This window comes from Microcoleus sp. Aus8_D2 (genome assembly GCF_036702665.1).
Classification (GTDB): Bacteria; Cyanobacteriota; Cyanobacteriia; order Cyanobacteriales; family Microcoleaceae; genus Microcoleus.
On the sequence record NZ_JAUBUN010000033.1, the window covers coordinates 72,845 to 86,841 of the forward strand.

Annotated in this window: 9 protein-coding genes; 6 read left to right on the forward strand and 3 right to left on the reverse strand. The window is 47.0% G+C overall.

Going from position 1 to position 13,997, the window contains the following annotated elements; genetic code table 11:
• Window positions 1-315 precede the first annotated feature (315 nt).
• From QUB64_RS23070 to QUB64_RS23080, 3 genes are all read left to right on the forward strand, one after another.
• Complete coding sequence (locus QUB64_RS23070; protein WP_333275069.1) at window positions 316-1,971, forward strand: alpha-amylase family glycosyl hydrolase; 1,656 nt, start codon at window positions 316-318, stop codon at window positions 1,969-1,971.
• A 236-nt stretch (window positions 1,972-2,207) separates the two neighbouring features.
• On the forward strand, window positions 2,208-2,588 hold the full coding sequence (locus tag QUB64_RS23075; protein WP_333275071.1) for a BON domain-containing protein: 381 nt from the start codon (window positions 2,208-2,210) through the stop codon (window positions 2,586-2,588).
• A gap of 249 nt (window positions 2,589-2,837) precedes the next feature.
• Window positions 2,838-3,254: a DUF2294 domain-containing protein gene (locus QUB64_RS23080; RefSeq protein ID WP_333275074.1), complete on the forward strand. Its 417-nt coding sequence runs from the start codon at window positions 2,838-2,840 to the stop codon at window positions 3,252-3,254.
• Here QUB64_RS23080 and QUB64_RS23085 read toward each other — a convergent pair.
• Entirely contained in the window at window positions 3,223-3,678 is a 456-nt protein-coding gene (locus QUB64_RS23085; protein WP_333275078.1) for a response regulator, read from the reverse strand. The genes QUB64_RS23080 and QUB64_RS23085 overlap by 32 nt on opposite strands.
• Window positions 3,679-4,231: 553 nt before the next feature.
• Here QUB64_RS23085 and QUB64_RS23090 point away from each other — a divergent pair.
• Window positions 4,232-5,035, forward strand: coding sequence for a DUF2267 domain-containing protein (locus tag QUB64_RS23090; RefSeq protein ID WP_333275082.1), 804 nt, complete (start codon window positions 4,232-4,234; stop codon window positions 5,033-5,035).
• A gap of 322 nt (window positions 5,036-5,357) precedes the next feature.
• Window positions 5,358-8,003, forward strand: coding sequence for an EAL domain-containing protein (locus tag QUB64_RS23095; protein ID WP_333275085.1), 2,646 nt, complete (start codon window positions 5,358-5,360; stop codon window positions 8,001-8,003).
• Between the two features lie 635 nt (window positions 8,004-8,638).
• On the opposite strand, the gene QUB64_RS23100 is transcribed toward QUB64_RS23095, so the two are convergent.
• The gene (locus QUB64_RS23100; RefSeq protein WP_333275088.1) at window positions 8,639-10,291 is read right to left on the reverse strand and encodes an alpha-amylase family glycosyl hydrolase; all 1,653 of its coding nucleotides are present in this window, start codon (window positions 10,289-10,291) and stop codon (window positions 8,639-8,641) included.
• 507 nt (window positions 10,292-10,798) lie between these two features.
• Window positions 10,799-11,521 carry a response regulator transcription factor gene (locus tag QUB64_RS23105; RefSeq protein WP_333275091.1) on the reverse strand — a complete coding sequence of 241 codons (723 nt, stop codon included), beginning with the start codon at window positions 11,519-11,521 and terminating at the stop codon, window positions 10,799-10,801.
• A 398-nt stretch (window positions 11,522-11,919) separates the two neighbouring features.
• Between QUB64_RS23105 and QUB64_RS23110 the strand changes: the two genes are divergently transcribed.
• Entirely contained in the window at window positions 11,920-13,770 is a 1,851-nt protein-coding gene (locus tag QUB64_RS23110) for a PAS domain-containing sensor histidine kinase (RefSeq protein WP_333275094.1), read from the forward strand.
• Window positions 13,771-13,997 lie beyond the last annotated feature (227 nt).

Consider the following 13,997-nt stretch of genomic DNA (forward strand, 5'->3'; position numbering starts at 1 on the left):
CAGGTCTCCGAGTGCTTTGCTTGTGTGCACCTGACTCAATCGGTAGGTTGCTGGTGTTAGGCCCGCTGATCCCCCCTAACCCCCCTTAAAAAGGGGGGGATCGGAAACACTCTTGTCCCCCCCCTTCTTAAGGGGGGCTAGGGGGGATCGAGACTGGGATGCAAACGAGAGAGACAAAGGATTTTGATAGGGTGCGACCCCAGCACCTTACAACATTAGAGTTACAATTTAACTCTTAAGAACGATGGCGACAGATTGGCAAAATTGTAAAAATGAATACTAATCCCACTTATAAGTTCTGCCAGCCAAGTATTCATGAGTGCTGCAATTGAATTCAAACTCTTCGCTCCCAACAACAAAGCAGCTACACTGCTCGGCTCATTTTCCCAATGGGAAGAAATTCCCTTAGAAAAAGATGAGAGAGGTTATTTTCGCACTCAAATTCAGCTCGCAGACGGTATTTATCAATATAAGTTCCGAGTTCAGTCGCAAAGTCCCTGTGTTGAACCGGACGAATGGGTAGAAGTTAATGACCCCTACGCTACTGAGATCGATCGCACTACTCATACCAGTGCAGTTCGTATCAAAGCCGGAGAGCGAATTATTGATACTTATGTTTGGGAACACGACGACACGGAACTTCCCGAAAATGAAGAATTAGTGATTTACGAACTGCACGTTGCTGATTTTTGTGGCGCCGATGGTTCCGATCGCAGCAGTAAGTTTCAGCAGGTAATCGCGAAATTAGATGATCTCGGTGATTTGGGGATAAATGCGATCGAACTAATGCCTGTTAATGAATATCCCGGTGATTATAGCTGGGGCTACAAAGTCCGCGATTTCTTCGCCGTAGAGTCCAGCTACGGTACAACCGCAGATTTGAAGAAATTGGTTGACGAGTGCCACAGACGGGGCATCCGAGTCATCTTGGATGGCATTTACAACCACTGCGACGAAGAATGTCCCTTATTGCTAATCGATCGCAATTATTGGTACTACCAGGACAAACATTATCCCGAAGATCCCGCTAACTACTGGGGCCCGGAGTTTAATTACGAAAACTTCGACGCCAAACTCGGCATTCGTCCGGCTTGGCAATTCATCGGCGATGTGGTTAATTTCTGGATTCAAGAATATCAGATCGACGGCATTCGCTACGACGCAGTGCGGCAGTTGGAAAATAGAGATTTCTTGCACTGGATAACTGCCGAAGCGAGAAAAACTGCCGGCGACAAGCCATTTTACAACATCGCAGAACACATTCCCGAACTTCCCGAACTGGTGGCGGCGGACGGGCCGATGGACGCTTGCTGGCGCGAAAGTTTTCGGATTTTTGCCCTCGAAAATCTGGCGGGGAATAGTTTCGATATCGAAAAGCTCAAGCAAGTTCTGGATGCCACACAACAAGGCTATCAACACACAACTAATGTTATCAATTATTTAGCCAGTCACGACCGCAACCACTTGCTGGCAGAATCTAGCTTTGAAAATCTCGACCCCGAAGCTGCTTTTAAACGCGCTAAATTGGCAGCGGTTTTGTTAATTACAGCAGTGGGAATACCGATGCTGTGGATGGGCGAAGAGTTCGGACAATCCACTTGCCAAACTCCCAACCAGCCGAATAAATTGCAATGGTCTTTGTTGAACAATCAACAGAATCGTGATTTGTTGGAATACTACAAACACCTGATTCGATTGCGGACAAATTTTCCGGCACTTTACACCGAAAATATTGAATTTCTCCACGAAAATGCCGAAGCAAAAGTGCTCGCTTACTATCGCTGGAGCGATGAGGGTTCGCGAATAGTAGTGGTGGCCAATTTTTCTGACACTTATCTATCTGATTACTGCATTCCTAACTTTCCCGATACCGGAACTTGGCACGAGTGGATGTACAACAAAATTGTAGAAGTTGGGGAAGAAGACTTTAAGTTTGATTTGCCTGAATGGTCAGCTCAGGTATTTATTTGAGTTCGGGATAATTATGTCTCCAGGCAGATGATCGGCGAAGTTGTAGAAGACTAAATTGTATTTATGACTGGCGCATACAACTCGATCGACCGGGTTTTTCTACCGAGCCTGATGGCTGTCACAACGAGAGTGTCTGCGTCCTGGATGGCGATCGCAATTCCTGGTATTGAGCATAAGAATTGTACGGCGCCGTGCCAAATGTCAATTAACAAAAACATTGTGAGAGGATAAATTCTATGGGCTGGCTCAAAAGACTGTTTGGTTTAGAAAAATTGGAAAATCACGACAATGTGGAAGCTCCTGCTTACCAAGCACCTGTCGCTGCACCTCAAGCTCAAGCTCAACCTGCTGCGACTGCGACTCAAACAATCCCGCCGGAACGCATGGGATTGAATGGAGAATACGATCAAAGCGGTTTAGCTAAACGGGTGGCTCAGGCCTTTGATGCAAATCCTGATGTGGCGGACATTGACACTGTTTATGTGGCTCAACACGGCACTACGGTGGTTCTCAAAGGTACGGTTCCCAGTCAAGAAATTGTCAGCACGTTGGTGACAATTGCTAAAGGTGTTAAGGGTGCAACTGGGGTGGAAACCAATCAAGTTACTGTCGGCTAGCGCGACGGTTGTTAGGAACAGTTAACGGTTAACTTGTTAACTGTTAATACCAATTTTTTATGAGGATGCTCCAGAATCCGATCCCCCCTAACCCCCCTTAATAAGGGGAGTAGGGGGTGGGACAAGATTCTTCTCAAAGTCCCCGCAACGATTCGGGGGATGCGAGGGGGATCGAGATATGTGCACCTTCACATTAAATTGATATAACCGTTAACTGTTTTTTTGAGTTATCTTGCTGTACATAAAAATATGACCGGGGAAAATTTAGTACCTACTCGCGGCAAATTAGAACGGAGTCTGGCGCAGGGTATTCAAGCTTTGTATCGCTCTCTACTCGGACATCAAACGAGTCAGGCGCTCTGCAATCTTTTGGATAACAAATTAATAATTGTGATCGAAAATGCGATTACTCAACCAGAAAAATTGCTGGATCAGAACGGTCACGGAGATTTGGCTTCCCAGGTGCGATCGCAATTAGAGTCAGTTTTGGAATTGCCACTGAAAGACTTAATCAAAGAGGTTTTGGGTGTGGGAGTGACTGATTTGCTCACCGATGCGACTTTGGAGACTGGCCGCACCGGAACGATCGCCATTTTGGAGTCTGCACCGAAAGTTCGCGATGCGAGTTCTAAATCTAAAACTCAACCAGAGACGCCTGATGCTTGAGGTGTTGGCTGATAATTTGTTCTAAATCCTTGATGTTGAAAGGTTTAGAAAGGTATGCAACGCAGCCTGCTTCGAGAATCCGATCGCGGTCTTCGGTTTTTGCTAGTGCTGTGACGGCCACGATCGGAATATGTACCAGATCCGGGTTTTCTCTGATCCGTTTTACTAATTCTATACCGTCTATATCGGGCAGACAAATGTCGAGTACGATTAGGTCGGGACAGCGCGAGACTGCTGTCGAAAGAGCGCTGTATCCGTCCGCGGCTCCCACGCACTCGCAGCCGAATAAATCGAGTATTTGCGTCAGCAGCTCTAAGTTATCGTGATTGTCGTCTACAGCCAACACGATAGGACGCTTGTCAACCGCCGGTTGACCCATATTTAAAGAAGATTCCAAATGCTGATTCCAAGCAGGGTAATTCATAAATCCAGATCGAAAAACGATCGTAAAAATTGTACCCGAGGCATTCTTCAAGTGGCGCTGCGGCACTTGAAACAGATTGGCTCGTATTTGTAGCTCTCAGATGGCCAGTCTTCAGTCTAGCCAGATTGTACAATATCGCTGCAAGTTCTGGCAAAGACTCCACCAGTCGAGCGCTCCCACAGTATCTCCATAATTTTACCGAGCCCCGCGCAAATTGCCAACTTACGCCCTACGGTTGCGTTAGCCTTGACAACAAGCGGCGATAACCAGGAAAAATCTTGCTAATAAACTTTCCTAGCTTAATTTTTGCTTTGAAGAGTGGCGGCGGTTTTCGATAATTCTCTCAAAACTACACTACAGATATCCTCCGTGTATCTACCTAAGGGAATATTCGATAACGCACATAAATTTAACAACTTCCACCTGCTGAGAGATACTTGTTTCTCTGGTTTAGACTTCAATGTTTTTAAGTAGTAATTACGATCGCCACTTGAACCAGTAAAAATATCATTTTTTACTGACCCTTTACCAGATATTAACCTAGGAGATGTTGATGACAATTGCAATCAGAGACGACTTAACTTACATCTTGCTCAAACAGATTGCCACTGGCAACGGTAGCAGGGGAGAGTCGGAAATTAGGAATGCAGCCGAAGAGTATGTCGGTCGAGATGTGGCAGAAGCTGAATTGCTCGGGCACTTGGACTACCTCAACCAAAGGGAATTTATCAAAGCGGAGTTTAGCGGAGAGCCTTACGGAGGCACTGAGTTATTGCCGCCTTTAGTGGCATTTCAAGAAGCTGATTTAACCGAAAAAGGCCGCAAACTGTTGCAGAAAATGGAGACGAATCCTCCTAAGTCTCTGCATCAAGAAGGGTCAGCAGTTCCGATCGCCACTAAGGATATGCCATTTTTGGAAAAAGTGATGGTAAAGGGTCACTTGGAGGATATCTTTGATGCCCGGGACATTACCGAAGTGGTGTATCGCATCATGCGCGATGTGATGACAACAGAAGCCAGCGATCGCGTGGAAGCCGAACTGCACAAAGAAGTTTTACCGACGGACGACAAAACCCTGCAAACAGAAATAGCCGACCTCTGGAAAGATACGAATCCGCTGGTAGGATTGCTCAGCCGGGTGCGTCAGCCTTTGCGCGGGCCTGCACCTTTGGGGATCGATGGCAATTTGTTTGCACGGAGGGTGGAACTAGAAGGTGCGCTTCCTGCGGGAGTAAAAGCAGAAACTGCGATCGCCGCTGTATTTTCAGCAACGAAGGATGAGTTGTCCCAGGAGCGAATTCAGGAAATAGCTGGCTTTTTACCCGACAGAATTCGGGAAATTTGGGAGTCGGCTTAACGGGATATTTCCCAGTATAAATACTGAGCGACCGGGTGGACTCTTCAAGCATTCTGCACTCTAAGTGAGAAGCTTGTGCGATCGACCCGGTTTCTTTATTCGTTTGTAGTGAGGACTTTAGTCCGCGTAAAAGTCTTTTAAGAAACCCGGTTACTACACAAAATTTGTGGAAAAACCAGAAATATTCCTAAAAACTGGGTTTCTCTGTCCGAGGGTTGAGTAAATCCCACAAACGCAGCGAAAGTGTTGTAATCTATAGTACAGGGCGAGTTAACACGGTGGCTCGCAAAAATGCTGTCAATTGCCCTGGAGATTAAAAGGGATGGCCCGCAGAAAAGTTAGACAAACGTCAAGAGCTAATTTAAAACAAGAGATTTTACTCAATCGAATTACCCATCGCATCCGCAACTCTTTAGAACTGCAAGAGATTTTGACGACAACGGCGCTAGAAATCCGCAGCTTTTTAGGAAGCGATCGGGTAAAAGTTTATCACTTTGATGCAGACGGTAGCGGCGAGGTGATTGCTGAGTCGATCGACGGCTATAACTTGCCATCTCTGCTTGGTTTGCGCTTTCCAGCCAGCGACATTCCCAATAGTTCCCGCGAAATGTTTGTCAAAGCGCGGCAGCGAGTGATTGTAGATGTGGAATTGCAGCATCAAACAATTAATCGCTTAGATTGTCCCGAAACCGGCAAAACTTTAGCAGTTGAAGATATTCGCTATTGTCCTGTAGACCCCTGTCACGCAGAATATCTGAAGGCGATGGGGGCGCTTTCTTCTCTGGCGGTGCCGATTTTGCATCAAAATCAGCTTTGGGGGCTGTTGGTGTCTCACCACAGGCAACCGAAACGGTTTAGCGATCGACAATTGAACATGGTGCAGTTGCTTGTGGATCAGCTTTCAATTGCGATCGCCCAATCTTTTCTCCTCACTCAAGCCCGACAGCAAGCGCGCGACGAAGCCATTGTCAACCAAATTAGCAGTTTGCTGCACTCTCCTCTGGAACTCAGCGAAATTCGGCAAGCAGTTCTCGAACAAACTGTCAAGCATTTGCACGGTTCGGGAGGGCGATTGTACATTGCTGCTGAATTTGGCGATCGGCCTGCTAAACTTTATACCTGCGGGCCGCAGCCCCCAGACACCAATCTCGAACTCAGCGATTTTTGGCAGCAGATCATGGGGTTTGCCAACCAAGAGGAGCCAAAAGCTGCCAATCTTACCAGCCAATTAGGTATTTTTCAAAATCTATATTCCGAGCATTACAGTTCAATTGATACAAATATTTCTAATTTTATCGTCCCGCACTTGTACGCAATTTCCGATATTTCTGATGAACCTCAACTCCAATCTTTATCTGCAAATTTTTCCCAAGCTTCTATTCTGTCATTTTTGGCAGTACCGCTGCAATACCGCCAACAGTGCATCGGCTGTCTCACCGTTTTTCGCAGCGCCGTAGAAACCGAAATTTGGTGGGCTGGCCGTTGCAGTTCCGACGCCCGGAGCGATCGTCCCCGACAGTCCTTTGCAGCTTGGAAAGAAATCAAAACCGGCGAAGCTCAAAAGTGGACAAGCGACGAACAGAAGCTAGCAAAATCTTTAGGAACTCACCTGTACATGGCTGCCATGCAGAGGCGCGTCGAGGCGATGATGCGACATCAAGCTTCCCACGACCCATTAACAGGTTTAGCGAATAGATTGCTGTTTAATGAAAGGCTGTCTTTAGCTTTAGCTAACGCTCACCAGAATGCAGAAATGTTGGCGGTGATATTTCTAGATTTAGACAGATTTAAAAATGTTAACGATACCCTCGGCCACCCAGTGGGCGACCAGTTGCTGCAAGCTGTATCACGGCGTTTGACTAGCTGTTTGCGCGTGGGAGATTCGCTCGCCCGTTGGGGCGGTGATGAATTTACTGTGCTGCTGTACAATATCAACTGCCCTGAGGACGCAACTAAGGTGTGCCAGCTAATTATCCAAAGTTTAAGCAGTCCCTTTGATTTTGACGGTCGGGAACTTTATATTAAGGCTAGCTTGGGAATTGCCTTGGCTCCTTACGATGGAGAAGATGCAGAAACTTTGCTGAAAAATGCTGATGCTGCGATGTACAAAGCTAAACAGAGAGGTCGGAATAATTATCAGTTTTACACGCGGGCGATCGGAAATCAAGTCTCCGAGGAACTTAACTTAGAAAATTATCTTTACAAAGCTCTGAAACAATCCGAGTTTGTGCTGCACTATCAACCGCAAATAAACTTAAATACCTGCCAAATAGTCGGCATGGAAGCTCTGATTCGCTGGCAGCATCCCGAACGCGGTTTAATTCCTCCAGATCGATTTATTCCCTTAGCTGAAGAAACAGGATTAATCTGCCAAATAGATGAATGGGTGCTGCGGACAGCTTGCTTGCAAAATCGAGAGTGGCAGTTATTAGGATTGCCTCCGGTACGGGTAGCTGTGAATTTATCAGCCCGCCAGTTTCTGCACGCTAACACGGTACAAACCATCGCTGAAATCTTGTCAGAAACTGAGTTAAATCCCGAGTATTTAGAAATAGAAATTACTGAGACAGTTGCCATGACAGATGTGAATTTTACGGTATCGGTATTGCAGCAGTTGCAGCAAATGGGCATTCATATTTCTCTAGACGATTTTGGCACCGGTTATTCTTCGCTGTGGTCTCTGAAAAACTTGCCACTGAATAATTTAAAAATAGACAAATCCTTCGTGGCAGATTTGCTCAACGGCAACAGCGGTGCTACGATTGTGAAAGTGGCGATCGCCCTGGGACAGGGCTTGAATTTACGGGTGATTGCTGAGGGAGTGGAAACAGCAGAACAGTTGGCATTTTTGCAATCCCTGCAATGCGATATGGGTCAGGGTTACTTCTTTAGCAAACCCATACCGGCGGCGGCGGCCACCCAATTGTATCTAGAAAATAAACTGAGTACAATATGTAGTTTACATTAACAACCAGAAGTAGCCGTAGGGTGCATCTCAATACGCTTAGGTTAACCATAATGTCATTGCGAGCGATCGAGCGAAGCAATCGCAAAGACTATGATGCCGCTCAATTGATTTAATCCTAATGTCATTGCGAGCGATCGAGCGAAGCAATCGCAAAGACTATGATGCCGCTCAATTGATTAATATGCGTGCAAAGTCATTAGATTGTTAACCCAAGTTGACTCATCGCCCAAGAAACCGGGTTTTCATAATATCTGGGAGTTGGAATCAAGTATTTTCGCAAAAAACCCGGTTTCTGACTACCCCTGCCTTAATCAAGAAGTGTCATAGTCTAGGCGATTGCTTCGCTCGATCGCTCGCAATGACAAAAAAACGGTTAATTGAAGCGTATTGGGGTGCATCTCAGAAAGAAAATCCCTCGCAACTAACATCAAATAAAGGTATGTTGTTGCGCTTGGGCGCTCTTTCATATACAAGAGAGCGCCCAAGCGCAACAACGTACCTAACTAAAAATTAACCCCAATGCAACGCAAGTTTTATCAGGTTTGATCGTTCGGACTTTAGTCCGCAGAAATCAGGACTAAAGTCCTCACTACGAACCTATTCCATAGTCGTTCTAGCGGATATCACAAGACTGGTTACTGCCAAACAAACACTTTGGCTTCGTATTCCGGCAAGTCAATCATAATATTATCATCGCCCGATTCCACATCATAATTACCCGTCCATTCGTGCCAAGTTCCATTGGCCGGGAAGTGGGGAACGCTGTAACCCGCTAGATAATTTTCCGACATATTTGCGACTACAACAACTCGCGAGCCTTCATCATTCCAGCGAGTGTAAGCAAACACTTTCGAGTCGGGATCTTCGTGGAAAAAGTCGATGTTTTCGGTGTAAAGTGCTTGGTTGTTTTTGCGCAGGTGAATCAAGCCTTTGTAGTATTCCCACAAACCTTTATTCATGTCATTTCCTAGCAGCGTCCAGTCAATTTTTGCTTGCTCGATTGTTTTGGCTTTGTATTCGCCAAATTCTTCGCCCATCCAAATCAGCGGTACGCCAACTGCGGTCATTAACAACACAGATCCCAACTTCACCCGCTTGAATGCTGCTTCATCCAAAATTGTGCGATCGCCCAATTCGGCCATCACGCGATCGTGATCGTGATTGCTCAAATAATTGACTACATTTGTAGCACCCAAGAAACCTTGGCGCTTGCAGTCGATTACGTCTTTGAGCCGCTCTAAATCAAAGGTATCGCCGCAGATATGTTCGACAATGCAGTGATAGAAACTGTCGTGCCAGCAGCCGTCCATCGGGCCGTCTAGATTGGTAATGCTAGTAGTTTCGGGAATGTATTCGGCAACGGTGTAAAAGGGTTTTGGGCCGGCGGCATTTTTGGCTTCTTCAACTATCCAGTGCATGAAATCGTAGTTAGCAATTTGTCGCGCTGCGTCGAAACGAATGCCGTCGAGATGGTATTCTTGAATCCAATAGCGAACTGTATCGCCGATAAATTTGCGCGCCGGGTAAGTTCCTAAGTTGTCGTCGTAAAATTCGTAGTTGAATTCTGGGCCCCAATTGTTGTCTGGATCGCGGGGGGCGTGGTGGTACCAATAATCGTGATCGATTTGGGTGAGGGGGCTGGATGATTCGGAGTGGTTGTAAATCCCGTCGATGATGACGCGAATCCCGCGCCCGTGACACTCGTCTATCAGGTTTTTGAGTTGTGCGGTGGTGCCGTAGCTGGACTCCGCAGCGAAGAAGTAGCGGGGGTTGTAGCCCCAACTGTAGTCGCCTGGGTATTCTTTGAGGGGCATGAGTTCGATCGCGTTAACGCCGAGTTCGACTAGATAATCGAGTTTTTCGACGACGTGCTCGTATTTGCCGCGGGCGAGGGGATCGGCTTCGCCACCGGAAAAGTCGGCAACGTGCATTTCGTATATTACTAATTCTCGATCGGCAGGCAGGGGTTTGTCATCGTGTTGCCACACGTAGGTATCGACAATGCGATCGCCATCTTTGATTCTAACCACGCCGTTTTGAGTGGGATCGTCGATATCAGTCGCGTATGGATCTACCACATCTACCCACTGATCTGCTTCCAGAAACCAGCTTTTCGATTGCACGCGAAATTTGTATTGATAAACGCCATCCTCCAAGTCAACTCGCGTGCGGAAATAACCTGCTTCGTCCTTTTCCATGGGAATTTCTTCCCAATTAGAAAAACACCCCATCAAGGCAGCTCCTTTGTTGTATGGAGCAAATAACTGGAATTCAATTGGAGCGCTCATAATCCCTCTTTTTAAGATTTTTCAGTAGCAGTAGATACTTTTAATCTCGCAAATGAAAGCGAACTCAGGCATCACTCTGCGGATATAATTTCTGTAAGTTCTTCACTATTCCTAAAAGTATGAGTATCTGGCAGGCTCTGCACATTTCATGAAGTGACATCGTGCCATATCGGGAGTGCGATCGGAAATTTATCTAACTTCTTCTGGCTCAACCCTCAGTATTAGAAACTGGATCGTTATTTTGTATCTATCTTAAGGTAGAGTTCTGTTTTAAACTTGTGTTATAAATATCTACACTGGGATAGATGCGGAATAAAAATCTAGCTTGTTTATACTTTAAAATATTCGGCTGCTACTGTGAATTTTGCCCTAAATTTCGGCAGTAAGGTGTGTATTTTGCACCCTAAATTTTCGGTCGCCGGGTGCGATTGTGTACCCTATTCTTGAGGTCGTAAGGTGCGGACTCCGCACCCTACTTTTCACTTGCTTTTACCGGCTGGTGAGGCTTTACCCAACCAAGCCAGAACGGAGGGCGAGAACAGCAGCCTGAGTTCGGTCATCAGCGCACAGCTTGTTCAGAATATTGCGGACGTGAGTCTTGACTGTACCGACAGTAATGTACAGCTTTTCGGCGATCGCAGCATTGCTGTAACCCTGCACGATCAGTTCCAAAACTTCTAACTCCCGCTCGGTTAAAGGGTAAGTTTCAATGATGTGACTGAACTCTGGTTCGGCAGCCTTAATTGTGACTCTTTTGCCCTCAGGCTTGGGTTCTTCGGGAGCAGGCTCCTTAGTGCGAGCTTGTTTCAGAACGATGCGAGCGATCGCCGGATCGATCCAAGAGTTACCTTCGTGAGTTACTTTTACTACATCTAGCAACTGATCGAAGCTGATATCTTTCATGCAGTAAGAGTCAGCTCCGGCGGCAAAAGCTGCCAGAACTTCTTCTTCGTTGTCCTGGAAAGTCAGAATCAAAACTTTGGTATCCGGATCGGACTCCGCTAATATCGATTTTTTGAACTTTTGTGTCAGTTCAATGCCGTCAAAATCTGGCAAGCCAATATCTACAATTGCCACGTCAGGTTTGGTAGACTGAAGCAGTTTCAAACCGTCTGTGGCGTTAGCTGCATCGCCGACAACTTCGATGGTGTCACGCTGTTGTAAAGCTGTGCGGATGCCGACTCTTGTCAGGTCGTGGTCTTCTATCAATGCAACGCGAATTTTACTCATCTTTCTTCCAATAGTCCGCTAAACTTTTAAAATATCGTCAACTAACTCAGCTAAGCTGAGTTATTTTGAGAATGTGTCCTGATTTAGGGTTTGACAGCCCGCACATCTTTTTCCAGCATACTCATGAAGCCGCCAAGATTGCAAGTTAATTTTTAACTTATTTTGCGGAGAACGCTAGGAAAGTGCGATCGGGACTGGTAAGCTCTCAATGTTATAACAGTTTACATGATTTATCCCATTGTCCGCCCCTTGATAGAGGTAAATATAGCAGTACCTGGGTAAGTTTAAAGTATAAAAACTTTTGATGCACATTGGCCGTCAAAATCTATAAAGCTAGCAGGACTCCTTCTTTAGTCGGTGTTAGGGCTATAGTTCAATGCTTATTTATAAAACCAGTTATGACTCAGTATCACGCCAATAACTCTTTGCGCTCGGACTGTTCCGAGACGGAAATATTACACAAGCCATCAGAAATAACATCCCCCCAACAACAAGTTGCCGATCGCGCAACTCAGGACGATCGCCTGTGGTCGGCAATTCCTCACATAGTTTGGAAAGCAAATGCCAGCGGCTGGGTGACTTATTTAGGGCAGCGCTGGGAGGAGTACACGGGAGTACCAGCATCAGCAGGTTTGGGTTTCGGCTATCTGGCCCACGTCCACCCAGAAGACCGTGCTGGTCTTTTGGCGCGATCGCGCCCGGATGCTGGCGGGCCCCAAAGTTACGAAATACAATTTCGTCTCCAGGCGCGCGGCGGCACTTACCGCTGGAACCTGGCCAGAGGAACGCCCGCCAACCCTGAGAGTGGCGATGTTTTGGAGTGGGTGGGAACTTACACAGATATGGAGGAAATCGTGCAAACTCAAGCCGGGCCAATAGCCGAACCAGCATTTTTGCGCCGTGAAGCGCCCTCGAAAGCTAACTCCAGAGGCGAAAATTTGTCAAAAATGCACGCAGTACGGGAGTGGCAGGCGATCGACCAGTTTACAAATCTGTTGGGCCAGCGCGCGGGTAACTTGTGCGAACTGTTGCAAGCAATAGCGGACGCGACTGTGGAAGCGATCGCCGGAGCGGAGTTTTGTCTGGTGGCGCTCCCAGAGTGCGATTCCAGCGGGCTCAAACTCAGCGCTGTCGGAGGCGCGACAAACTTTGCACGTGCAGGTCACACCCCGCACGTGCAAGACAATTTACTGCTGAGGGCGTTTGCGACGGGAGAGTCGCAACTGTGGCGCTCAGAGTCCGGCGGCGGGGTGCCGGCGGCGGCCTGTGCTGCGGCGATCGAGTCCGGGGAAACCGGGCGTTTGGGCGTGCTGGCGATCGGGAACGAGAAAGACAGCACCGCCATTGACAGGGGCTCGGTGGAACTGCTGGCGGTGATGGGAAAACAAGCTGCGATCGCGATTAACAGCGCGCGGGCGATCGAAAAATTAAAAAAACAGGAACAGCTTTTAGAGTTGCAAAACGAGCTGCTAATTCGCCAGCAGGAAGAACTGGAAAATCAGGGCCGGCGCATTCAACAGCAAAAATTGCAACTGCTAGAAGCAGCAAAGTTAAAATCGCAATTTTTGGCTACCATGTCCCACGAATTGCGAACTCCGATGAATGCGATTATCGGCTTTTCCCAATTGTTGCTGCGCCAGCACAAACAACTGCTGACGAGCCAGCAAACAGACATGGTGGCGCGGATTTTAAACAACGGCAAAAACCTGCTGGTGCTGATTAACGATATCCTCGACCTCTCCAAAATTGAGAGCGGCCGCACAGAATTAGAAATTGCAGAATTTGATTTAGCGCGTTTAGTCATGGATGCCGCCCTGGAATTTAGGAATCAAGCCAGCGACAAGAATGTGGCAATGTGCGTCTGCGTGGGCTTGCAAGATCAATTGATAGTTAATGACAAGTTGCGCCTGCGGCAGGTATTGGTCAATCTGATTTCCAACGCGGTTAAATTCACGCATCAGGGCTGCATTTGCATTGAGGTAGGGGAATTGGAGGGCGATCGGCTAAGTATCGCCGTTCGGGACACAGGAATCGGCATCAATAAAACCGAGCTGGCCCACATTTTCGACAAATTCCATCAAGCCGACCAAACCACAACCCGGCAATATCCAGGTACAGGTTTAGGACTAGCAATTAGCGCCTATTTAGTCGAGATGATGAACGGCACAATTAGCGCAGAAAGTCAACCCAAAAAAGGTTCGACATTTCGGCTCGAAATCCCGCGAACAGTTAAGCCCAAAAAACCATAGCAGAAGCAGGAATCTGTTCGATGTTCGGAATGCGAGTCCGCATCCATGACGGTTGACTCTCATTCCTGATATCCCGTAGTGTCAATTACCCGGAACAAAAAAGGTTTGTAGTGAGGAATGCGAGTCCGCATCATCTAAGGACTTGCACTTCCAAAAACCCTACTAATATCATTTTCCACAAATTGTGTCCACAAATAATATTTTTTGGGTGTGTTTGTTATACCCAA

Coding starts and splice junctions, on each gene's coding strand:
- QUB64_RS23070 (WP_333275069.1), top strand. CDS start 316: ATGAGTGCTGCAATTGAATTCAAACTCTTCGCTCCCAACAACAAAGCA.
- QUB64_RS23075 (WP_333275071.1), top strand. CDS start 2,208: ATGGGCTGGCTCAAAAGACTGTTTGGTTTAGAAAAATTGGAAAATCAC.
- QUB64_RS23080 (WP_333275074.1), top strand. CDS start 2,838: ATGACCGGGGAAAATTTAGTACCTACTCGCGGCAAATTAGAACGGAGT.
- QUB64_RS23085 (WP_333275078.1), bottom strand. CDS start 3,678: ATGAATTACCCTGCTTGGAATCAGCATTTGGAATCTTCTTTAAATATG.
- QUB64_RS23090 (WP_333275082.1), top strand. CDS start 4,232: ATGACAATTGCAATCAGAGACGACTTAACTTACATCTTGCTCAAACAG.
- QUB64_RS23095 (WP_333275085.1), top strand. CDS start 5,358: ATGGCCCGCAGAAAAGTTAGACAAACGTCAAGAGCTAATTTAAAACAA.
- QUB64_RS23100 (WP_333275088.1), bottom strand. CDS start 10,291: ATGAGCGCTCCAATTGAATTCCAGTTATTTGCTCCATACAACAAAGGA.
- QUB64_RS23105 (WP_333275091.1), bottom strand. CDS start 11,521: ATGAGTAAAATTCGCGTTGCATTGATAGAAGACCACGACCTGACAAGA.
- QUB64_RS23110 (WP_333275094.1), top strand. CDS start 11,920: ATGACTCAGTATCACGCCAATAACTCTTTGCGCTCGGACTGTTCCGAG.